At 56.8% G+C, this 21367-nt stretch carries 24 protein-coding genes; 1 reads left to right on the plus strand and 23 read right to left on the minus strand.

Annotated elements, in window-relative coordinates; genetic code table 11:
- Positions 1 to 3: 3 nt before the first annotated feature.
- The 9 genes from HMPREF9241_RS04850 to rpsB form a co-directional block, all read right to left on the minus strand.
- Positions 4 to 1242: a M50 family metallopeptidase gene (locus HMPREF9241_RS04850; RefSeq protein WP_006681163.1), complete on the minus strand. Its 1239-nt coding sequence runs from the start codon at positions 1240 to 1242 to the stop codon at positions 4 to 6.
- The gene (dxr, locus tag HMPREF9241_RS04855) at positions 1239 to 2453 is read right to left on the minus strand and encodes a 1-deoxy-D-xylulose-5-phosphate reductoisomerase (protein WP_006681164.1); all 1215 of its coding nucleotides are present in this window, start codon (positions 2451 to 2453) and stop codon (positions 1239 to 1241) included. The genes HMPREF9241_RS04850 and dxr overlap by 4 nt, the downstream gene beginning before the upstream one ends.
- Before the next feature lie 15 nt (positions 2454 to 2468).
- Positions 2469 to 3020: a DivIVA domain-containing protein gene (locus HMPREF9241_RS04860; RefSeq protein WP_006681165.1), complete on the minus strand. Its 552-nt coding sequence runs from the start codon at positions 3018 to 3020 to the stop codon at positions 2469 to 2471.
- Positions 3017 to 4264, minus strand: coding sequence for a dual-specificity RNA methyltransferase RlmN (gene rlmN, locus HMPREF9241_RS04865; RefSeq protein WP_006681166.1), 1248 nt, complete (start codon positions 4262 to 4264; stop codon positions 3017 to 3019). Before rlmN ends, HMPREF9241_RS04860 begins: the two co-directional genes overlap by 4 nt.
- Before the next feature lie 8 nt (positions 4265 to 4272).
- Positions 4273 to 5163, minus strand: a complete 891-nt coding sequence (locus tag HMPREF9241_RS04870; RefSeq protein ID WP_006681167.1) for a phosphatidate cytidylyltransferase — start codon at positions 5161 to 5163, stop codon at positions 4273 to 4275.
- Positions 5160 to 5717, minus strand: coding sequence for a ribosome recycling factor (frr, locus tag HMPREF9241_RS04875; protein WP_006681168.1), 558 nt, complete (start codon positions 5715 to 5717; stop codon positions 5160 to 5162). The genes HMPREF9241_RS04870 and frr overlap by 4 nt, the downstream gene beginning before the upstream one ends.
- Positions 5718 to 5735: 18 nt before the next feature.
- The gene (gene pyrH / locus HMPREF9241_RS04880; RefSeq protein WP_006681169.1) at positions 5736 to 6452 is read right to left on the minus strand and encodes a UMP kinase; all 717 of its coding nucleotides are present in this window, start codon (positions 6450 to 6452) and stop codon (positions 5736 to 5738) included.
- A gap of 90 nt (positions 6453 to 6542) precedes the next feature.
- Entirely contained in the window at positions 6543 to 7370 is an 828-nt protein-coding gene (tsf, locus tag HMPREF9241_RS04885) for a translation elongation factor Ts (RefSeq protein WP_006681170.1), read from the minus strand.
- Between the two features lie 33 nt (positions 7371 to 7403).
- Complete coding sequence (gene rpsB / locus HMPREF9241_RS04890) at positions 7404 to 8231, minus strand: 30S ribosomal protein S2 (RefSeq protein ID WP_006681171.1); 828 nt, start codon at positions 8229 to 8231, stop codon at positions 7404 to 7406.
- 349 nt (positions 8232 to 8580) lie between these two features.
- Here rpsB and HMPREF9241_RS09060 point away from each other — a divergent pair, with 349 nt between their 5' ends.
- Positions 8581 to 9102, plus strand: coding sequence for a M23 family metallopeptidase (locus tag HMPREF9241_RS09060; RefSeq protein WP_006681172.1), 522 nt, complete (start codon positions 8581 to 8583; stop codon positions 9100 to 9102).
- A 45-nt stretch (positions 9103 to 9147) separates the two neighbouring features.
- Here HMPREF9241_RS09060 and HMPREF9241_RS04895 read toward each other — a convergent pair whose 3' ends face one another.
- From HMPREF9241_RS04895 to ffh, 14 genes are all read right to left on the minus strand, one after another.
- Complete coding sequence (locus tag HMPREF9241_RS04895) at positions 9148 to 10062, minus strand: tyrosine recombinase XerC (RefSeq protein ID WP_040318557.1); 915 nt, start codon at positions 10060 to 10062, stop codon at positions 9148 to 9150.
- Positions 10063 to 10072: 10 nt separating this feature from the next.
- Entirely contained in the window at positions 10073 to 11227 is a 1155-nt protein-coding gene (gene dprA / locus HMPREF9241_RS04900) for a DNA-processing protein DprA (protein WP_006681174.1), read from the minus strand.
- Positions 11211 to 12770: a YifB family Mg chelatase-like AAA ATPase gene (locus HMPREF9241_RS04905; protein ID WP_006681175.1), complete on the minus strand. Its 1560-nt coding sequence runs from the start codon at positions 12768 to 12770 to the stop codon at positions 11211 to 11213. The genes dprA and HMPREF9241_RS04905 overlap by 17 nt, the downstream gene beginning before the upstream one ends.
- Entirely contained in the window at positions 12767 to 13177 is a 411-nt protein-coding gene (locus tag HMPREF9241_RS04910) for a YraN family protein (protein WP_006681176.1), read from the minus strand. The genes HMPREF9241_RS04905 and HMPREF9241_RS04910 overlap by 4 nt, the downstream gene beginning before the upstream one ends.
- Positions 13178 to 13288: 111 nt before the next feature.
- Positions 13289 to 13585 (minus strand): DUF2469 domain-containing protein, encoded by a 297-nt coding sequence (locus HMPREF9241_RS04915; RefSeq protein ID WP_006681177.1) that lies wholly within the window; start codon positions 13583 to 13585, stop codon positions 13289 to 13291.
- A gap of 35 nt (positions 13586 to 13620) precedes the next feature.
- A complete protein-coding gene (locus HMPREF9241_RS04920; protein WP_006681178.1) occupies positions 13621 to 14304 on the minus strand; it encodes a ribonuclease HII in 684 nt (227 codons plus the stop codon).
- Entirely contained in the window at positions 14294 to 15001 is a 708-nt protein-coding gene (gene lepB, locus HMPREF9241_RS04925) for a signal peptidase I (protein WP_006681179.1), read from the minus strand. The genes HMPREF9241_RS04920 and lepB overlap by 11 nt, the downstream gene beginning before the upstream one ends.
- 107 nt (positions 15002 to 15108) lie before the next feature.
- Positions 15109 to 15465 carry a 50S ribosomal protein L19 gene (rplS, locus tag HMPREF9241_RS04930; protein WP_006681180.1) on the minus strand — a complete coding sequence of 119 codons (357 nt, stop codon included), beginning with the start codon at positions 15463 to 15465 and terminating at the stop codon, positions 15109 to 15111.
- 181 nt (positions 15466 to 15646) lie between these two features.
- Positions 15647 to 16990: a tRNA (guanosine(37)-N1)-methyltransferase TrmD gene (gene trmD / locus HMPREF9241_RS04935; protein ID WP_006681181.1), complete on the minus strand. Its 1344-nt coding sequence runs from the start codon at positions 16988 to 16990 to the stop codon at positions 15647 to 15649.
- Positions 16990 to 17514, minus strand: a complete 525-nt coding sequence (gene rimM / locus HMPREF9241_RS04940; protein WP_006681182.1) for a ribosome maturation factor RimM — start codon at positions 17512 to 17514, stop codon at positions 16990 to 16992. The genes trmD and rimM overlap by 1 nt, the downstream gene beginning before the upstream one ends.
- Before the next feature lie 172 nt (positions 17515 to 17686).
- Positions 17687 to 17926 carry an RNA-binding protein gene (locus HMPREF9241_RS04945; RefSeq protein WP_006681183.1) on the minus strand — a complete coding sequence of 80 codons (240 nt, stop codon included), beginning with the start codon at positions 17924 to 17926 and terminating at the stop codon, positions 17687 to 17689.
- Between the two features lie 2 nt (positions 17927 to 17928).
- Positions 17929 to 18357, minus strand: coding sequence for a 30S ribosomal protein S16 (rpsP, locus tag HMPREF9241_RS04950; RefSeq protein ID WP_006681184.1), 429 nt, complete (start codon positions 18355 to 18357; stop codon positions 17929 to 17931).
- Between the two features lie 227 nt (positions 18358 to 18584).
- Positions 18585 to 19691 (minus strand): amidohydrolase family protein, encoded by a 1107-nt coding sequence (locus tag HMPREF9241_RS04955; RefSeq protein WP_006681185.1) that lies wholly within the window; start codon positions 19689 to 19691, stop codon positions 18585 to 18587.
- Positions 19688 to 21280 (minus strand): signal recognition particle protein, encoded by a 1593-nt coding sequence (ffh, locus tag HMPREF9241_RS04960; RefSeq protein ID WP_006681186.1) that lies wholly within the window; start codon positions 21278 to 21280, stop codon positions 19688 to 19690. Before ffh ends, HMPREF9241_RS04955 begins: the two co-directional genes overlap by 4 nt.
- Positions 21281 to 21367: the final 87 nt, after the last annotated feature.

Below are 21367 nucleotides of genomic sequence, written 5' to 3' on the forward strand. Positions count from 1 at the left end.
AGTTCAACGCAATGAAAGCGGATCAACAATGTCAGCGATAACAAGCACGATGCTCATCACCGCCAATAATGCTCCCACAACCCAGGTCAGCGGTAATAATCGGGCGGTATCGACCGGGCCAGGATTCTGTTTTCCTCCCATGCGCGCCACTCCTCCGCGCACGCCTTCGTAGAGCGCACCAATGATGTGCCCACCATCGAGAGGCGGCAGAGGAATCAGATTGAAAACCGCCAACGCCATATTCAGCGAGGCCATCAGACTCAAAAGGAACGCAATCTGAGAACGCACATCCGCGACGCCACTGCCCGCAGAATCGCTGGTCACCTCACCAGCAATTCGTGACACTCCAACAATCGAAATCAAGCCTGACGAATCGCGTTCACTTCCCGTCACCATCGACATCGTAACGTTCCACAGGGACTGTGGAATCTTCGTAATTGCACCCACCGTTCCCGTGAACATGTAGCGATATTCCTTGGCCGCATCCCACATCGAGGCCGCCGTATATTCATATCCGGCAGTCACGCCCACCACGTACGTGCCGTCCTCCGTCTTGCGCGGATATAACGAGGCCTCATGAAGGTCGCCATCGCGTTCAAATGTCACCTGAAGAGGCTGTCCATTGGACGAGGCAATGGAGTCTCTAAAGGCAGACCAGTCATTCAAGTTCCGGCCATCAAGCGCGATGAGAGTGTCGCCCCCGGTCAGACCGGCCTCGTACGCCGGAGACGCAACGGTACCCGCATTCGTCTGAATTGTCGCAGACACATCCGCAAGCGTTAACGAGGCAGTGCGGAAACCAATGCCGACCATCGCAATAACGAGGAAAAGGAACGCAAGCAAGAAATTCATCGCGGGTCCAGCCGCCATAACAATTGCTTTCTTCCACCACGTCAGACACCAGAATGCACGGTGTGCACACCCTTCGGGCATTTCTTGGGCACTCTGGTGGCGCGCTTCTTCAGCAAGATCCCGCTGTCCCTTCGAATTCAGCGTGCGACGACCCGGCTTGGCAGGGGCGAACATGCCGAGGATACGCACGTAACCACCCAGCGGAATCGCGCGAAAAACAACCAACGTGCCTTTGACTTCACGCGACACAATCTTCGGACCAAAACCGATCGCATACTCACTGACGACCGCGCCGAATTTCTTCGCCGGAACAAGGTGGCCAAGCTCGTGAAGACCAACGGTGATGATAAAGCCGACGACAACGGCAAAGATCCCCGCCAGGTAGCTCATGAAGATCTACTCACCAGCGCATTCGCCTGCGCGCGCGCCCATTCTTCGACCCCAAGAATGTCATCCAACGTCGGGTCTGCAATACCATCGTGAGACTCAACAACCTTTGTCAAAGAATCGACAATGCCCAGCCACGGTAGTTTCTTGGCTAAAAACGCATCGACGAACACTTCATTCGCAGCGTTGTACACCGCTGCATGCGTCGGTGACGAGGCCACCGCATGACGCGCAAGATTGATGGCAGGGAAGGTATCGCTATCGACCGGTTCAAAGGTCCAACTCTGCGCATCGGCCCACGTCAGAGGCTTTTCCACGTCGTGCAGGCGCTCGGGCCATGTCAAGCCCAGGGCGATGGGCAGACGCATGTCGGGTGGCGAAGCCTGAAGCGTTGTTGCACCGTCAATCCACGTCACCATTGAGTGCACGATCGACTGCGGGTGAACAGTCGTCACAATGTGCTCGGGAGCCACATCAAACAGCAGGTGAGCCTCAATCAGCTCCAGCCCCTTGTTGACCAGCGTCGAGGAATTGATCGTGACAACCGGACCCATGTTCCACGTCGGGTGAGCAAGAGCAGCTTCCGGAGTGATATCAGCAAGTTCAGCGCGCTTCTTACCCCTAAACGGGCCACCTGATGCCGTCAGAACAAGATCGGCCACCTCAGTGTGGCCGGTGACCACTGGTGAAGTGAGGCCGGCCTCGTGAACTCCACTGGCCAACGCCTGAGCGATAGCCGAATGCTCGGAGTCGACAGGCACAATCTGCCCCGGACGCACACAGGCGCTACGCACCACATGGCCACCCACGACCAACGATTCCTTATTCGCCAAAGCTAGCGTCGCACCGGACTTCAAAGCACCCAGCGTGGGAAGCAGACCAACTCCCCCGGTGATACCGTTCAGAACAACTCCGTCAGGAACAAGTGAAGCCACCTGAGTTGCCCCGTCCGGCCCTTCGATAATCTGCGGGTGCGCAGACGAATCAATGGTATGAATCGCGTCGCGTAGCTCGCCACCAACACGGCGATCCACACTGACGACAGGAACATCGAACTCAACCACCTGGCGCGCAAGACGCTCAATATTGCCGCCGCCAGCAGCAAGACCTCGGATATCGAAACGCAACGGATTCGCGCGAACGATATCCAACGCTTGAGTACCAATTGAACCGGTCGACCCCAGCAGGACAATCGGCTGACGCGAAGAAGTCACGATTCGCCCTCCCAATCAGGAAACAGCCAGAAGAATCTCTACGGCGCGCCCAAGATAGGCGTCAACCGTTCCTTCCGTGTAGCCCTTCTTGCCACGAGCAGGCTGGAAAACAGCAAGACGAACGTCATCGACGCTAATCTCAGTGCCCTCGTCAAAATAGGCGGCCAAACGATCCAGCAGATCATCAACCTGAGCCGCGTCATATCCACGACCGGATTCCGGGTGCGAGAAACGCTCGCCCCGAGGACGCATCAGACGGTCATACAGCGTCGTTGCGCGCTCGGCAACCTTCTCGAACCATGCGGCCTCGCCGTTAACAGCAATATGATCCGCACGATCGCGCTGAACAAAGGCCGCTTCAAGACGGCTCATCGCGGAATCAACAGCATCAATCGCGTAGCCACGACGCTTCAATGGGAACGTCGCCTGGCGAACCTGCTGTGCAGAGAACTGCTCTGCCGGCAAGCCACCTTCATACGCCTGGCGCGCGTCCGCAAAGAAAGCGTCCACACGCTCAGTCGCATAGCCGTGACGCCAGAAGCTCACTCGTGGGAAAGAGTCACTCATCGAGTCTCCTGAATTGAAGTGGAATCTGAATTGATAGACCGACGCTTCGCATTCGCTTCCTTCACCGCTGTTGCGAGCTGACCGCACGCACCATCAATGTCAGAACCGCGAGTATCGCGAATCGTCGTTGAAATCCCATTGTTGCGCAGAGTAGCGACAAATGTGTCCTGAGCACGCCGAGTAGACGCAGTCCAGATTGTGCCGGGAGTCGGATTCAACGGAATTGGGTTCACATGAGCCCACCCGTGACCGCGCTTATTGAGCTCATCAGCAAGCAATTGGGCACGGTATTCCTGATCGTTCATATCCTTGATCAGCGCGTACTCAATCGACACGCGACGACCCGTCGCAACAAAGTATCGGCGAGCAGCATCAAGCAACTCCCCCACCTTCCAGCGCGAGTTAATCGGAATCAACTCGTCGCGAAGGTCATCATCGGGAGCATGCAACGAAACTGCCAACGTCACAGGCATGCCTTCTTTCGCCAGCTTGTCGATCGCGGGAACCAAACCCACCGTCGACACAGTGACGTTTCGAGCTGAAAGTCCAAAGCCTTCTGGGCTGGGATCAATCAGGCGGCGCAGAGTATTCACGACCGTGCGGTAGTTAGCAAGCGGTTCGCCCATACCCATAAACACAACGTTAGAGAGGTGCGTCGGCCCGCCGGGAAGCTCGCCATCCCGACACGCAATCTGCGCTTGGCGCACCTGATCGACAATTTCGCCCGTCGACAGGTTACGAGTCAGCCCCATCTGGCCGGTCGCGCAGAACGGACACGCCATGCCACATCCTGCCTGCGAAGAAATACACAAGGTCGTGCGCTGCGGGTAACGCATCAGCACGGATTCAACGCGTGCCCCATCGAAAAGCTCCCAAAGGTGCTTAATCGTCATCCCGCCATCCGCGTGTTGCGCGACGACTTGGCGAACCAGTTCAGGCAACAGACCTTCACGAATTGCATCGTGCATCGATGCGGGAATATCACTCATCTTCGCCGGATCGGCTTCGAAGTGATCAAAATAATGTCGAGAAAGCTGGTCAGCACGGAAACCGGGAAGACCCAGATCCTTCAGGACCTGCTTACGTCCTTTTGCATCCACGTCAGCGAGGTGAGCAGGTGCCTTGCCAGGTTTAGCTGGCGCGAAAGAAATCACCGGCTTCGCATCGGCTGACGTTGCTCCTTCTGGGGGCTGGTCAGTCGGACGCACTTCACGCCGACGCTGTTTTTCGAATTCGAGGCTCATAGGATTCCTTACAGCGTCCAGGTGAAGATCATAAACATAAGCGGTGCAACCATCAGCAAAGCATCAACGCGGTCAAGGACACCGCCATGCCCCGGCAGAATTTGCGACATGTCCTTCAGACCGGTTTCACGCTTGATTAACGATTCAGTGAGATCACCGAGCGTGCCGACAACACACGCAACAACGCCGGCAAGGAGGCCGAATGCCCAGTGGCCACCAAGTGCCCAGAAAGCAAGTCCACCAAGTGCGACAGAAGCAATTGTCGAGCCGATGAAGCCTTCCCAGGACTTCTTGGGTGATAGACGAGGCGCCATCGGATGTTTGCCGAATAGAACGCCTGCGACCCAGCCACCGGTATCGGATGCGACGACTAAGCCAACGTAGGTGAGAACCACCCATGGGTTACCGAACTCGCGCATCATCAGCACAACGAACGAGGCAAGGAAAGGAACATACAGCGCGACAAAGACCGATGCAATGACGTCGTTAATCCGCCCCTTGGGGTTCGGATCCAAGATTCGCCACGCAACAACAGCGAAAATGGTTGCGTACAGGGCAAAGAGGAGCGCTTCTGCGCCAAGAGACCATGCGCACGTGACCATGCCGATAGCTCCCGCATACAGCGGAGCCATCGTCAGCTTTGTTTCTAGGTGGGCGAATGCGCCACCTAACTCATATAAACCCGCCAGCGACGCCAGCACAATGAACAGTGTCAAAAGTGGCGGTACATAAAACAAGCAGATACCGACGAAAAGAATCAAAACAACGGCAGTAGATACTGCTGCTGGAAGATTACGTCCTGCCTTCCCGGTGGCTGCCAGTGGTTCCTTCACCTTCGTTGGTTGCGGAGAGAAAAACTTCGCAACCAACGAAGGGGAAGAATGATCAGAGGCGCTCACAGCGTCAGGAGCTCAGCTTCCTTGGATGCAAGAAGCTTGTCAACCTGTTCGACCTGCTTCTTCGTCAGCGATTCGAGGCTTTTTTCTGCACGATCGACCTCGTCTTCGCCGGCTTCGCCGTCTTTCTTCAGCTTATCGAGCTGTTCCTTTGCCTTACGACGAACGTTACGAACTGCGACGCGAGCATCTTCGGCCTTGGTCTTTGCCAGCTTCACGTATTCCTTACGACGTTCTTCAGTCAAGGCAGGAAGAACAACGCGGACAACGTTGCCATCATCGGTCGGGTTCACACCCAGATCAGATTCACGCAGGGCCTTCAAGATCTCATTCGTGGCAGTGCGATCGAACGGGGAGATCAACACGGTACGAGCTTCAGGAATCTGGAAAGAAGCGAGCTGTTGCATCGGCGTGGGTGCACCGTAGTAGTCGACAAGAATCTGCTCGAACATCGCGGCGTTTGCGCGACCGGTGCGGATATTGCCAAATTCGTGGCGTGCGGATTCAACCGCACGGTCCATCTTTTCCTCGGTTTCAAGGAGGATGTCGTCAATCATTCGTGACTCCTATGTTGATCAGTCTTGCGCAGTCACAAGAGTACCGATTGTCTCACCCATCAGGGCAGCAGTCACATTGCCTGCTTCAGACATTCCGAAAACTCGTGTCTGTAAACCATTATCACGGCAAAGTGCCAAAGCTGTTGCATCCATGACCTTGAGTTCCTGAGAAAGGGCATCCGAGTACGTCAGGAATTCAAGACGCTTCGCGTCCGGGTTCAGGCGCGGATCGTCATCGTACACACCATCCACGCCGTTCTTAGCAACAAGAAGCTCGTCGCAGTGGGTTTCAAGAGCACGCTGAGCTGAAACCGTGTCCGTCGAGAAGAACGGCATACCGGCACCCGCACCGAAGATAACAACGCGCCCCTTTTCCATATGGCGAATAGCGCGCAACGGAATGTAGGGTTCACCAACCTGGGTCATCGTAATTGCGGATTGAACACGCGCAGGAACACCGGCTTGTTCGATGAAGTCTTGAAGCGCAAGGGCGTTCATCACGGTACCGAGCATGCCCATGTAGTCGGCGCGGGAACGATCCATTCCTGCTTTAGCTAGCTGTGCACCGCGGAAGAAGTTACCGCCACCAACGACGACTGCGACTTCAATGCCTCGACGGACAGCAATAGCAATCTGGTGAGCAATATCGCGAACGACAGTGGGGTCAAGACCAACGGCGCCACCGCCGAAAGCTTCACCAGACAGTTTAAGAAGGACCCTACGAGTATGAGGCATGCGCGTTTCTCCTGTTCACGCGGTAAGAAGCATTAGTACACAGGATAGCCGAATGACCCCGCCCATTTGGGCGGGGCCATTCATGCGTTATCAGGCTCCGACGTGAACGCGAACGAACTCGGTCACCTTTGCGCCGGCCTCGGCAAGAACCTTGCCGACCGACTTAGAGGGATCGCGAGCGAACGCCTGGTCCACGAGGCAGTTGTCCTTGAAGTAGGCTTCCATGCGACCTTCGACGATCTTGCCGACGATGTGCTCGGGCTTGCCTTCTTCGAGCGTGATCTTCGTGAGAGTCTCGCGCTCCTTCTCGAGGACGTCAGCAGGAACGGCATCGCGATCAAGGTATGCCGGCATGTAAGCGGCAATGTGCATTGCGATGTCATGAGCAACGGAAGCGCCAGCTGCGTCGGTGACGACGAAGACGCCAACCTGCGGGGGGAGGTCGGGGCTGGTCTGGTGCAGGTACAGGTCAACGTTCTCGCCCTCGACGCGCACAACGCGACGGATTTCGAGCTTTTCGCCGATAACTGCTGCCATGGAATTGAGCTTGTCCTGAACGGTCTCGTCACCCATGGGGGATGCGAGGAGAGACTCAAGATTGGATGCGCCCGAAGCAACGGCTGCTGCGAGAACCTCGTTTGCGAAGTCAATGAACTTCTGGTTCTTTGCAACGAAGTCGGTTTCGGAGTTGACCTCGACGAGGACGCCAACGCCATCGTCAACCTGAGCGACCAGAAGGCCGGCGGATGCCTGACGATCTTCGCGCTTGGAGAGCGACTTCAGCCCCTTCAGGCGGATGATTTCGAGAGCCTTTTCAGCATCGCCATCAGCCTCGGTCAGAGCCTTCTTCACGTCCATCATGCCTGCGCCGGTCTGCTCACGCAGAGCCTTGACGTCAGCAGCGGTGAAATTCGCCATTGATGTCTCTTTCTACTTTGAAGTTGGTAAAGATCAGTTCTCGGCGGGGGCTTCGGTAGCCGGAGCTTCTTCAGCCTTGGCTTCGCCCTTGTCGCCTTCGAGGAGTTCGCGTTCCCACTCGGCGAGCGGTTCTGCAACGGTTTCTGCCGAGTCAGCGGACTTGCGGGTTTCGGAACGAGCGAGGAGGCCCTCTGCGACTGCGTCTGCGATCACGCGGGTGAGCAGTGCAACTGCGCGGATGGCATCGTCGTTACCGGGGATGCGGTAGTCGACCTCGTCCGGATCAGCGTTGGTGTCGAGAATGGCGACGATCGGGATGTTGAGCTTGCGAGCTTCGGAAACCGCGAGGTGTTCCTTCTTCGGGTCAACGATCCAGATGGCGGACGGGGTCTTGGCCATGTCGCGGATGCCACCGAGTGTGCGAGCCAGCTTGTCCTTCTCACGACGCATCATGAGGAGTTCCTTCTTGGTGCGGCCGGATGCGGCGACATCGTCGAAGTCGATCTGCTCGAGTTCCTTGAGGCGCTGGAGACGCTTGGAAACGGTGGAGAAGTTGGTGAGCATGCCACCGAGCCAGCGGTGGTTTACGTACGGCATGCCAACGCGGGTTGCCTGCTCTGCGACGGCTTCCTGCGCCTGCTTCTTGGTGCCAACGAAGAGGATGGTGCCACCGTGTGCGACGGTCTGCTTCACGAAATCGTAAGCAATGTCGATGTCAGCAATGGTCTGCTGAAGATCGATGATATAGATGCCGTTGCGTTCGGTGAGGATGAAACGCTTCATCTTCGGGTTCCAGCGGCGGGTCTGGTGACCGAAGTGGACACCGGACTCGAGGAGCTGACGCATGGTTACGACTGCCATTGAATCGTCCTTCCCCGCAAAACTGCGGGATCATGAGGGTTTTCACCCTCGGTTTCAGTTACGTGCTGTGCGCGGGTACGCAAGCCCTGGTGCCATGACTTAAGTTCACCTCGAAAGGACCTGGAACTTATGCCCACCGCGGAAGACCGCTGACGTGAAAATGGCACGCGAAGTCACCTGCAAGCAGGTGCTCAAATAGCTTATCTCATATGCCCTCATACTCCCTATTTCGCTTGATGTGACCCTCGTCGCCAGACTTTATCCACAGGTGCCTCACCCGATCGCGGAGTATCCACAATAAGCAATCACTCCATTCGCCCTTTGACCCGCGATCAACGACATTGAGTGCATGTTTCTTCGCAATGACCGTTATGCACATCTTCCTTTGACGATCCTTGCCGCCTTGGCTCTGTTTTCTTGCCTATTGACGAGGCCGGCCAACGCATCCGTCTGGCAACACTGGCAGTGGCCGACCGGGAATGCGGCAAGCGTGACCAGGGGTTTTGATCCTCCGGCGTTACGGTGGCTTTCAGGTCATCGCGGAGTCGATCTGAAGGTCGATGTTGGCGCTACGATCTATGCCCCGGCTGACGGGATTGTAGAAGTGGCCGGCGAGGTTGCCGGCAAGGGGGTTGTCTCGTTGTCCCATGGCCCGGTTCGTTCAACATATGAGCCCGTCGATGCTCTTGTGAGCGTTGGAGACCACGTCAGTGCGGGGGCTCCCATAGCAACCCTCAGACCCGGGCATGAGCCAGCAGGCGGTCTGCACTGGGGTGCCAAAACCTCAAGGGATCACTACGTTAATCCCCTACGGTTCTTAGTTGGCGATCTTGCCCTGAAACCCTGGGATGGGAGTAAAGTGCGCGGGTAGCCTCGTCAATCGTAGGCGGGGCGAAGCTGGAGGGCAGACGAAGAGTTAAGCGCGCGGGTGTGCCTGAGCATAGATAGCGGACAATCGTTTTGAATCAACGTGCGTGTATCGCTGGGTGGTCTGTAAAGAAGAGTGGCCGAGGATCTCTTGAACGCTACGCAAATCTGCTCCCCCTTCAAGCAAGTGCGTCGCCATCGTGTGCCGTAGAGCGTGTGGCGCAAGATCTGGGACCCCAGCTCGGGCAGCTTCGCGATGGAACATGGAGCGGACAACTCGAACATCGATCCGCTTGCCCTGGTCACCAATGAACAGAGCATTCCCAGAATCAGAATTGCTCAGTTGCGGACGACCGCGAACCGTCCACGTCTGTACGGCTTCGAGGGCAAGATCGGTCAGCGGAACAACGCGTTCTTTGTTTCCCTTACCCAAAACACGTCCGGTGTGGCCCGAATAATCGATGCTTGTCACATTCAACCCAACGAGTTCTGAGATACGCATTCCCGACGCATAGATCAGTTCAAGGATCGCCCAGTTCCGCAGATCTGTCGCATCGCCTGAACGGGCGTGGGCACGCGCATACTCCATCAGGGTCGTCGCATCATTCGATGTCAGAACCTGAGGAAGGCGTTGATCTACGCGAGCAGACGCAAGCGATGCAGAAGGATCATGAGCCAACACGTCATGGTCAATCGCCCACCGACAAAAGTTTCGTACGGCAGCGGTCTTACGTGACAGGGTCGAACGTGATGCACCCTGCTCACTCAGTTTCGCTAACCACAGGCGAAGACGGCGCGTTGTCAAGCGAGCGTCTAGTTGCTCGCTCGTTGGATTCGGGTCAACGCCGATGAACTCAAAACATCCAGCAACATCAACCGAATATGCCGTGATCGTATGGTCAGACAGCCGACGCGCATGGGTCAGGAATGATACCCATGCGTCGAAGATGCCTAACTCACTCATGCCTTCATTATCAGCACCGAGCTCCACCTTTGCGAGCCCAACCGCGGGAGTTAGAACGCACGTACCCGTCAAGCTCCAGTTCCGCGAGCGCCCGCAACGTTTCCTGTTCGCTCATGCCAGCGTTTGCGGCGATGGTGGAAAGTGTTGAGAGGTTGCGTATGGGAAGGGCTTCCCATGCCCTGCGCGCGTGGGGTGAGAGTGCATTGACTCCCTGATCTGGGCAGACGGGTTCACCGAAGAGTATGCCTTGGAGTTGCGTGTGCAGGGGGTCGATCATTTCGTGGATGTCGGATGCGTTTCTGATGAGCGTGGCACCGTTGCGAATGAGCTCGTGGCATCCCGTTGAGGATTGCGAGGTGATGGGTCCGGGGACTGCTCCTACGGGTTTGCCTAGTGTCATTGCTCGTCTGGCTGTTGCGAGGGCACCGGATCTGGATGACGCTTCGATGACAATGGTGGCATCCCCCCAAGCGGCTAACATTCTGTTTCGTCCAAGGAAGCGCCATTTTGCGGGTCTGAAGCTTGGTGGTACTTCTGAGACGATGGCTCCTGACGATTCGACGATCGTTTCGAAGTCGCGGGTATGAGAGACGGGATAGGGGTTTGCTACTCCCCCGGCAAGGATGGCGATTGTCTGTCCGTTTGCTGCGAGTGTTCCCCTGTGGGCGGCGATGTCGATGCCGAATGCTCCGCCGGAGAGGATGGTATCGCCTCTGTCGGCAAGGTCGGATGCGATGTCGAAAGCGTTCCTTGTTCCGAGGTTTGTTGTTGCTCTCGCTCCGACGATGGTGACTGAACGTGTGTGTGGGAGCGTGCCCACGACCCATAGGCCAAGTGGTGTTGATTCTTGAAGGATGGTGAGTTCTTTGGGGAAGGATGGGTCTTCTTGGCTGATGAAGCGTCCGCCTAGGGCGTGGATTGCCTCAAGTTCTTGGTTGAGGTTGTTGCGTAGTGCACGTGGTTTGAAGCGTTTCCAGGCGTCTTCGAGTGTTTTTCGATGCTGTGACAGTGGTGGTGGGAGTGGGCCGGGAGAATCGGCGCATACCCATTCGACTGATTCAATGAGTCCAAGGTGAAGTCGTAGAGCGTGGGCATGGGCGTCTTCGGGTTCTTGGATGCATGTCCACCATGCCCAGGCGAGGTCGCGTTCATTGATAGAAGGCATCGAGTGCTCCTGAGTTTCTCAGTTGTAGTGCCTGCGCAAGGTCGGTGTCGTTGGGTGTGGATCGTTCGGCTAGGTCGGCGAGGGTCCACATGAGGCGTAAGACGCGATCGGCGCCTCTCATGGACAGAATTCCTCTGTCGACGCCTTGATCGATGCGGTCAATGTATGTGCGTGCTATGCCCGAGTGCTGTCGCACCCAGGGGCCGGGAAGCTGACAGTTGAGGGTCCATCCTGTTCCTTCTAGGCGTGTGCGTGCCCTGTCGCGTGCGGCGAGTACTCTTTCGGCTACTTCTTTGGATGTGCGTCGTTTGCTGGCGTTGAGCTGCGCGCGGGTGGGAGCATGCATTGCGATCGTGATATCAATGCGGTCAAGCAAGGGCCCTGATAGTCGTGTGATGTACCTGCGTTTTTGGATGGATGCGCATCGACAGGGGCGAGCTTTGGTTCCACCACCGCACGGGCAGGGGTTTGAGGCGAGGATCAGTTGAAATCTGGCGGGATAGGTGGCTTGTCCTTTGGCTCGATGGATCGTGATGACGCCTTCTTCGAGTGGCTGGCGCAGAGCGTCGAGGACCGAGGGGATGAATTCGGTTGCCTCGTCAAGGAACAGAACTCCCCCGTGTGCCAGTGATGCTGCACCCGGCATCGCAATCCCACTACCGCCACCAATCAGGGCCGGCATTGTGACGCTGTGGTGAGGGGATTGGAAGGGTGGGGTGCGCATCAGGGTTGCGTGGTCTTCGAGGCGGCCTGCGATGGAATGAAGTGCGGATGTCATCAGGGCCGTTTGATCATCCATCGGCGGCAAAATCGTTGGCATACGTGATGCGAGCATTGACTTTCCGGAGCCAGCTTCACCGATGAGCAACACGTGATGGCCTCCCGCGGCAGCCACCTCTAACGCGTCAACAGCTCCGTCTTGACCTCGTACATCTGCTAAATCTGAAACCGCGGTGATGCTTTCTGTCAGTCTCTCAGTCGGCAGAGCGTGGAGAATCGGGATAGGTGTTTTCGGACGTAGAGCATCTCCCCCAGCCCAGGTAACAAGATCAGCTAAGTGGTCGAAACCAATGACATCAATACCGTGGACAAGACGAGCTTCTAAGACACATGTTGCGGGAACGATGACACGTTGAATCCCGAGTTTCTTCGCCGACAAGACCGCGGGAAGAATTCCTCGGATTGATTGGATACTGCCGTCAAGAGCTAGTTCTCCTAATAGAGCAGCGCCTACGAATGCCTGTCTTTTCAGTGAGCCCGCAGCTTGAAGCACTGCGATGGCGATCGCAAGATCAAACCCTGAACCAGACTTTGGAAGACCCGCCGGTGACAGGTTCACGGTGATATGAGAGTCCATCACTTCCAAGTTGCAGGACTGCAACGCCGAGCGAACCCGGTCTTTCGCTTCACGCAAAGACGCGTCCGGCAGGCCAACCAGAGTGAACTTGACCAGTCCGCGCCCCACATGTGCTTCAACGCGCACCCGATGGCCTTCTATGCCCACAAGTCCAATTGAATCAATGTGTGCAAGCGAGGCGTTCATGCGATGCCTCGAATCCATTCGATGCGCGCACCGTAGTCACGTAAGTCCGCATCTGGACCAGACTCTTCAACGACTACGCGCATTGCCGGATCGACAGTGATCGCAACAATGTCAACGCGCAAGTGCCCACGGCACTCATGCGATCGCACCCAAGCAACCGACAGCGAACGTAGTTGCCTGACCTTTCGATCATCAACTGATTCGAGCGCACTCCCCTTTGCGTTCCCAAAGCGGGTTCTGACTTCGATGACAATCGTGTTCGAGCCGTCCGTCGCAATGATGTCGAGCTCGCCTGCCCTGCCGTTGCGCCAATTTCGATCAACAACCTGCAGACCACCTTCGCTGATGAAGCGCGTCGCAGTGACCTCGCCTAGCATTCCGAGTCGACGGCGAAAATCGTTTCCCATACTGACCTCCGCACCAAGCGTCGGTCAGGAATACACAGAAAGAAAGTCAGCGAAAGCGAAATTGTGGATAAGTAGCACCCACCTGAAATTGTGGATAACCCGCCGAAGGGGTCAGAGGTTCAGCTCTGGCTTGGTCAATTCTTCGACGTTCACGTCTTTGTAGGTGATGACCTGGACAGAACGCACGAAACGCGAGGAACGGTAAATGTCCCACACCCACGCGTCAGTCAGCGTGAGTTCAAAGAAAATATCCCCACCAACTGGACGGGCTTGAACATCGACCTGATTGCAGAGGTAGAAACGACGTTCGGTTTCGACCACGTACTTAAATAAGCCAATGACATCCCTGTACTCGCGGAAAAGCTCAAGTTCCAGAGAGTTTTCGTAGCTTTCGATGTCTTCACTCACGGTTCAATCATGCCTAACAAATTGTTCCTGACCCTTCAGGCGCGCTCGGCGCGCCCAGTGCCGGGAAGGTTCCACGAACGGCGATGAAGAGGAGAAACCCCCAGTCGCCTAAGAGCGTCAATGTGTTTTGCCGAAGAATAGCCTTTGTTCGAGGCCCAGTCGTATCCCGGATCTTCCACCGTTTTCATCCATTCGTCACGTCTGACCTTCGCGACAACGGATGCGCCGGCCACGACCGAGCATGATGCGTCAGCCTTGACGCGAGTGGCAACGTGTGGCACCTCAATGTCCGGGTAGGGTGCGTCATCAATCGGAGAAAACAAATCGTCGGATCGCGTCAGCCAATTATGCGCCCCATCAAGCAGAACAATCACGCGTGCGCCATTGGGAATATCCAACTGTTGCAGAGCACGCATACCAGCCAAACGCAGGCCAACAATGATTCCGTGGGCGTCGACTTCATCATTCGAAGCAAAACCCACACCAACAGACTTCGCCCACCGGCACACCAGAGGCTCCAAGGCGACGCGTCTTTTTTCGCTTAACAGTTTCGAGTCGCGAAGCCCCGCTGGTTGAGGGGCCTCGTCCCCCGTGACAAGGCATGCCCCCACGACAACGGGCCCTGCAATTGCACCACGCCCCACCTCGTCCATTCCAATGACAACGTCATAGCGGGTAAGGAGCTCACGTTCGACATCGCGCGTCGCATCACTGGGCATCGGGAATACCAGCAAAAACGTCGCGACGATTCAGGCCTGCCTTCCAATGCGACGTCGGCCAAATAACTGCGCTCACGGTGCCAACAACCGCGTCTTCGGGAACGTAAGGTGTTTCACCAGAACCCATGTGGTAGCGAGAATCCGCTGAATTACCACGGTTATCACCCATGACCCAAAGCGTGCCCTGGGGAACCGTAATATCGAAAGAAATGTCAGAGGGAAGCTGACCGTCAGCAATGTAGGGTTCGTCCACGGGCACACCATTCACTGCAACCTTGCCTTCGGCCGTGCAACAGGTGACGTGATCACCGCCCACACCGATCACGCGTTTCACAAGTGTTTTATCTGAACCACCGGGAAGAAAACCAACAAATTTACCGACAGCATTGGCAAAAGAATCGTCGGTTGAAAGATTCGACGGGAGCCAGTCCAACTGATCGTGAAAAACAACCACGTCACCGCGCTCAATATTGCCCGTGTGTGCCGCGATACGTGAGACTGCGATACGGTCGTTTTCCACCAGGGTGTCGCGCATGGACGCGGAGGGAATCCAAAACACTTGGACGATAAAAATGCGGAGCAGAGTGAAGATCACGAACGCCGCAACCACGATCAGGGCAAGTTCACGAATCCAAGCAAAAAAACCACCTGAACCGGTATCCCCATCAGAATCGATGGCGTAATCACTGTCAGTCACTCGTAATCCTTCACTTTTCAGAGGAGATGCCAACACCGGTTGGCATACGAACACGCAAGCCCGGTGCCCCGAAGGGCACCGGGCACACAGTGGTCATGCTCAGAGTTTCACTCTGCGCTGCCCGAGCGGTGTTCCTTAATCTTGGCAGCCTTGCCGTGACGCTCACGCAGGTAGTAGAGCTTTGCACGACGGACGTCGCCCTTGGTGACGACCTCAAGGCGGTCGATCGTCGGTGCATGCAGCGGGAACGTACGCTCCACACCAACACCGAAGGAGACCTTGCGGACGGTGAACGTCTCAGAGACGCCGTGACCGCGACGGGCAATAACAACACCCTGGAAGACCTGGATACGGGAACGGCTACCTTCAATAACCTTCACGTGAACCTTGACGGTGTCACCGGCGCGGAACGAAGGAAGATCGGAACGAAGGGAAGCGGCGTCGACTGCGTCCAGCTTCTGCATGTTTACTCCTTGACACTTCTGCCGCAGGTCAGTTGCGTCGAATACGGCAGGCGGGGCCTGCGCTTTCTTCAACGGGCATTCATGTGAGTGTCCCCCTGCGGCAGGTTGCACTCGAATGCACCGTGTTCAAGTGTGCCACATTCGTCAGGCGGTGCCCACTGTCTACGAGGGACGAATATGTCTATCGAACGGTGAGATTCCGCACGAGGACAACGTCTACGTTCATTACTCCCCCGACGTTGAACGTGCGACGTGCCTTCTTTTTGAAGCCGTGCTTCTTGTAAAACTTTTGAGCGCGAAGGTTACCGGTGTGTGTTGCTAAAACTAAGCGCGGGGCTGCATTGGAAGCTTCAACGTCCGCCACTGCCGCTTCAAGTAGAGCGCCCGCCAGACCACTTCCACGCCACGTAGCATCCGTGTAGCACTTGGACAGGTAGGCATCCGACGCTTCGATACGTCCGGGGCGCACCATGCCTTTTTCAATCGCGTCTTCACCGATGATCGACAGGGTGTATCCGCCCAGTTCACCGCCGATTTCAGCGACCAGCACGCGGTATCGTTCCGGCTGAGCGATGAATCGAGCACATGCTTCAGGCGATAGCTGGTCGCCGATAAACGCTGCGATTGCTTCATCAGAAAGGACGTCGGGACAGGCGTCCGGGAACGTACGCGTCGCAAGTGCGGCAAGAGCGTCGGCATCGTGTGCCTGAGCCACTCGAATCGAAACCGTATGATGCCCGCTAGGGGTGACGAGGTGCCCGCAGGCAGCAAGAAACTCTTTGTCAGCTGAATCGAGATCCCCGTACTGCAACTGAGCAATCAAATCCGGCCTGCGCTCGACTGTCCGCTTCAGCGACAGGTCGCGTCGCCAGCGTTCGATCCGCCCGTGATCGCCACTGAGAAGAACGTCAGGCACCTCGATATCACGCCACGAACGAGGCTTCGTGTACGTCGGGTACTCCAACAGACCGTTCTCATGGGACTCTTCCTCGAGCGACTGAGGGTTCCCCATAAAACCGTCGAGTAGACGCGTCACCGCTTCCACAAGCACGAGCGCCGCCACTTCCCCACCGTTCAACACGTAGTCGCCGATCGAGTACTCAAGAACCTCGACACCTAACGCGCGGTAGTGATCGGCGACGCGCTGATCAATCCCTTCGTATCGTCCGCAGGCGATCATCAGCTGATCGACGTTAGTCAGGTTGCGTGCGGTTGCCTGCGTCAACGGGATACCGGACGGTGTTGGGATCGCAAGAACACGACGTTGCGCAACGTCCTGGTCTTGCCCAGCAGAGCACTCAGCAATGACCTCGTCGAGAGCCTCTCCCCACACGGTCGGCATCATCACCATGCCCGCGCCACCGCCGTACGGGGTGTCGTCAACTGTGCGGTGTGCGTCGTGCGTCCAATCACGCAGATCGTGGACATGCACATCGACGAGGCCAGTCTCGTGTGCCTTGCCCAGCAGAGACAGATTTACGGGCGCGAAGTACTCGGGGAAAATCGAGAAAAGGTCGATCCTCATCAGTTGGAATTCCTATCCGATGCATCGACATAGTCATCATCAAACAAGCCGGGAGGCGGAGTCAGAGTAACGCGCTTATTCTCAACGTCAACCTCGGGGACAAGCTCTTCAACGAAAGGCACCATGACTGTTGCTCCACTGACGGGCTTGACCAGAAGAAGATCCTGAGCCATTCCAAACTGCAGGCCAGTCACTGTTCCCAGTGTTGCGCCATCGGGCATCACAGCTACGCACCCCTTCAGTTGATGCGGATACCATGCATCTTCTTCTTCAGTTTCTTCGACCAGAAGCTTCTTGCCACGCAGAGCCTCTACCTGTTCGCGGGTTGACAGTTCCTCGAAGCCAACAAGCAGGCGATCCTTGTGCATACGCGCACTGCGAACCGTCAGTTCCATTTCAGGCTCGCCCAGTACACCGAAGACAAAGCCGGGTGCCCAGATCTCAGGATCGTCGGAACGTACTTCCACCATTGCTTCACCACGAAGGCCATGAGCTGGCCCGATGATGCCTGCGGTCATCTGCATAGTGTGTCCTTCATCCTTCAGTTGTGTACACCGAGAAGTGACGTATTGGCTTCTAGTATCCCACGGTCAGCGAATCGGTCTGCATTCCGTTGACCGCTCATATCGTGGGAGAAATAAAACAGTGGAGGGGCTCAAAACTGAGCCCCTCCACATGAGTTGTGTTTGCGAGCGCTTACTCGCGATCCGTGTCGACAACGTCAACACGAATAGGACCGCGCGTTGAAAGAGCGCCCATCACCGTGCGCAGAGCGCGAGCGGTGCGACCGCTACGACCAATCACACGACCGAGGTCATCGGGATTGACCCGAACCTCAAGGAGGTGACCGCGTCGCATGGAACGAGCCGAAACCCGAACATCTTCCGGGTGGTCGACGATTCCAGAGACGAGGTGCTCAAGCGCATCAGCCAGCATGATCAGGCTTCCTCGCCAGCTTCAGCCGGAGCTTCTTCAGCTTCAGCTTCTGCCTTTGCAGCTGCCTGAGCAGCCTTCGACTTTTCGGCTTCTGCTTCTGCAGCCTTGACAGCTTCAGCAGCTGCGCCAGCCTTGTCAGATTCGGCAACCTTGACGCGGGAAACCGCATCCTTCTTGCCGTTGAACTTTGCGATGTCGCCGGTCAGGACGAGCAGGTTACGAACCTGGTCGGACGGCTGTGCGCCAACACCCAGCCAGTACTGAGCGCGAGCCGAGTCGATGCGGATGATCGACGGGTTCGGCTGTGCGTCGTACAGACCGATCTCTTCGATGACGCGACCGTCACGCTTCTTGCGCGAATCGACGACGACAACACGGTATGCGGGAGCGTGAATCTTGCCCACGCGCTTCAAACGAATGCGAACTGCCACTTGTGTGGTCACTCCTGTTTCTAGTTCAGAGTTGGAACGTGCACTTCCCCGGTGGGAAACACAGGTCAATGTTTGTTCCGGGACGCGGTCAAAGAAGGTGAGAGGGTCCTCCAGTGCCCGAGTACGCCCTCAATTGTGCCATAGTTGGCGCCCGATGCCCCAAATCTGGGGCTCATCACACGCTTCAACCCGCCGTGGAATCGGTCACGTCCGAAACAAAGCGCAATTCAAGAACGCGAATAAACCAGCTGCCCATTGATCACGACATGGTCGGGCTGATCCAATGCACCGCTTGTTCGCGGATCCTCGCGGTAGATCAGAAGATCCGCACTGGCACCCGGACTCAACTGCTCAAAGTTCAGTGCAATGCGGGACTTCCATGTGGCGACATCGATCAGTTCTAAGCGCGATACTCCCCGATCCAGCCAGAGTTCAAACTCTTTACCGATCGTCCCATGCTCTTGGTAGCCACCAGAATCAGTACCCATCACCAAGGTGACGCCGAATTCCCGGAGCATCGCGAAATGCTCGCGACGCTCGTCGTACATACGAGACATGGTCGCACCGTATACGGGGTATTTCGCTCCGGCCTGATCAGCGAAGTCCTTGAACAATTCAACTTGAAGTAGCGTCGGAGTGATCAGCACTCCCCTGCGCGCGGCCTCATCTGCTTGATCCGCGTCCATGCCCGTCGCGTGTTCAATGTCGTCGACGCCCGCTTCAAGAAGTGAGTCGATCGTCGCGTGAGCGAAGGAGTGAACCGCCACTTTCGCACCGTTTTCGTGGGCAGCTGCAACGGCATCCACAAGAACCTCCGTCGGCCACAGCGGCTCGAGGTCAGAATCTACACCATTCGAGCGATCAATCCAGTCGCCGACCAGTTTCACCCAGCCGTCGCCCCGTTTCGCCTGCTCAGCGACGAGGTCCGGAAGATCAGCGAGATTCTCACAGTCGATGGGCATGCCACGAATGTATCGCTTGGGACGAGCAATATGACGTCCTGCTCGAATCAGTTTCGGCAGGTCATCGCGTGAATCCAACCAACGGTTATCAACGGGAGCGCCACAATCGCGCAGAGCCAAGACACCCGTGTTCCTCTGGGCACGCGCCTGTACTTCTTGCTCTTCAAGGCCCACGGGCCCATCTGATCCAACGCCAATATGGGCGTGAGAGTCAACGAATCCGGGCACCGCAAAGCCGGTGAAGTCCGAACCTGTCGTCCCGGCCTCGTCGATCATGGTGATGCCGGAAGGATCAATCTTCCACGAACCGGTTGTCCACGATGCCGGTGAGCCGGAGGTCGCGGACCAGAGTAGCGATCCCTGAAAGATCACTTGAGGCCGGCCATCATGCGCTTGATGTCGTCTGGCAGATCATCCATCGACGGACGAGCGGTCGGCTCGGAAGCAGGCGCACCGCCGAATGCGGATCCTGCAGCGGGAGCAGACGAACGTTGCTCGGGCGGAAGAAGAGCCTCAAGCTCCTGCTGGCGACGCTTCGCAGGATTACCGGAACGCGCCTTCTTCTTGACCTTCGCACGCTTTGCCTGAGCGGCACGCGCATTCGCCTTCTGCTTCGCCTTACCGCCCTGGCCGGGCATGTTACCGAAGCCGGGCATTCCGCCCATCTGGCCCATCTGGCCCATCATGGCCTTGGCAGCTTCAAAGCGCTTGACCAGCGAGTTCACCTCAGCAACCGTCACACCGGAGCCTCGTGCAATACGCGCACGACGCGAACCGTTCAACAGCGAAACATCTTCACGTTCCGCTGGCGTCATCGAACGGACAATCGCCTCAATACGATCGACCTCGCGTTCATCGAAGTTTTCAATCTGCTCGCGAATCTGGCCTGCGCCAGGAATCATGCCGAGCATCTTCTTCATCGAGCCAAGCTTCTTCACCTGTTGCAACTGCGAGAGGAAGTCACCCAAAGTCAGTTCGCCGGCCATTGCCTTTTGCGCCATGCGCTCGGCTTCTTCGGCGTCCAGCTTCTTTTCTGCCTGCTCGATCAGGGTGAGGATGTCACCCATATCGAGGATGCGTGACGCCATACGGTCAGCGTGGAAACGCTCAAAGTCATCGAGGTTCTCACCCGTGGACGCGAACAGGATCGGTGCACCGGTCACGCCTCGCACGGAGAGCGCAGCACCACCGCGGGCATCACCGTCGAGCTTCGACAGGACAACACCGGTGAAGCCCACGCCATCGCGGAACGCGGTCGACGTTTGGACGGCGTCCTGACCGACCATCGCGTCAAGCACGAACATGATTTCGTGCGGTTGAACAGCATCGCGGATCGCGACAGCCTGAGCCATCATTTCTTCGTCGACACCCAAACGACCCGCGGTATCGACGATGACCACGTTAATGCCGTTTTCAATCGCGTGGTTCAGACCCGAGCGTGCGACCTGCACCGGATCGCCAACGCCATTACCGGGTTCGGGCGCCCACACGTGAACGCCAGCACGCTCACCCACAACCTGCAACTGGTTCACTGCATTCGGGCGCTGAAGGTCAGAGGCAACAAGAAGAACGGACTTGCCTTCTTCGCGGAGCCACTTACCGAGCTTTCCGGCAAGCGTCGTCTTACCAGCACCCTGCAGACCAGCAAGCATGAAGACCGTCGGACCACGATCGGCAAACTTCAGTTCACGAGTTTCGCCGCCCAGAATCTCAACCAGTTCCTCGTTGACGATTCGAATGACCTGCTGTCCGGGATTCAGTGCCTTCGAACGCGCCGCACCGTAGGCCTTCTCACGGACCGAGTTGGTGAACTGACGGACAACGGGAAGAGCAACATCAGCATCAATCAGGGCGCGACGAATCTCTGAAATTGTCTGGTCAACATCTGATTCGGTCAGCACACCACGAGAGCGAAGCTGTTTAAAAGACTGAGTCAGCCGATCCGACAGATTTCCAAACACGTTGAGTCTCCCAAAAGGTGGAAAGCAAAAAGGGTACGAGGCCACGACCTCGTTGAGTGGTCAAAGCCTATCGCACGCGGGCTATCA

Source organism: Schaalia turicensis ACS-279-V-Col4 (genome assembly GCF_000296505.1).
GTDB lineage: Bacteria > Actinomycetota > Actinomycetes > Actinomycetales > Actinomycetaceae > Pauljensenia > Pauljensenia turicensis_A.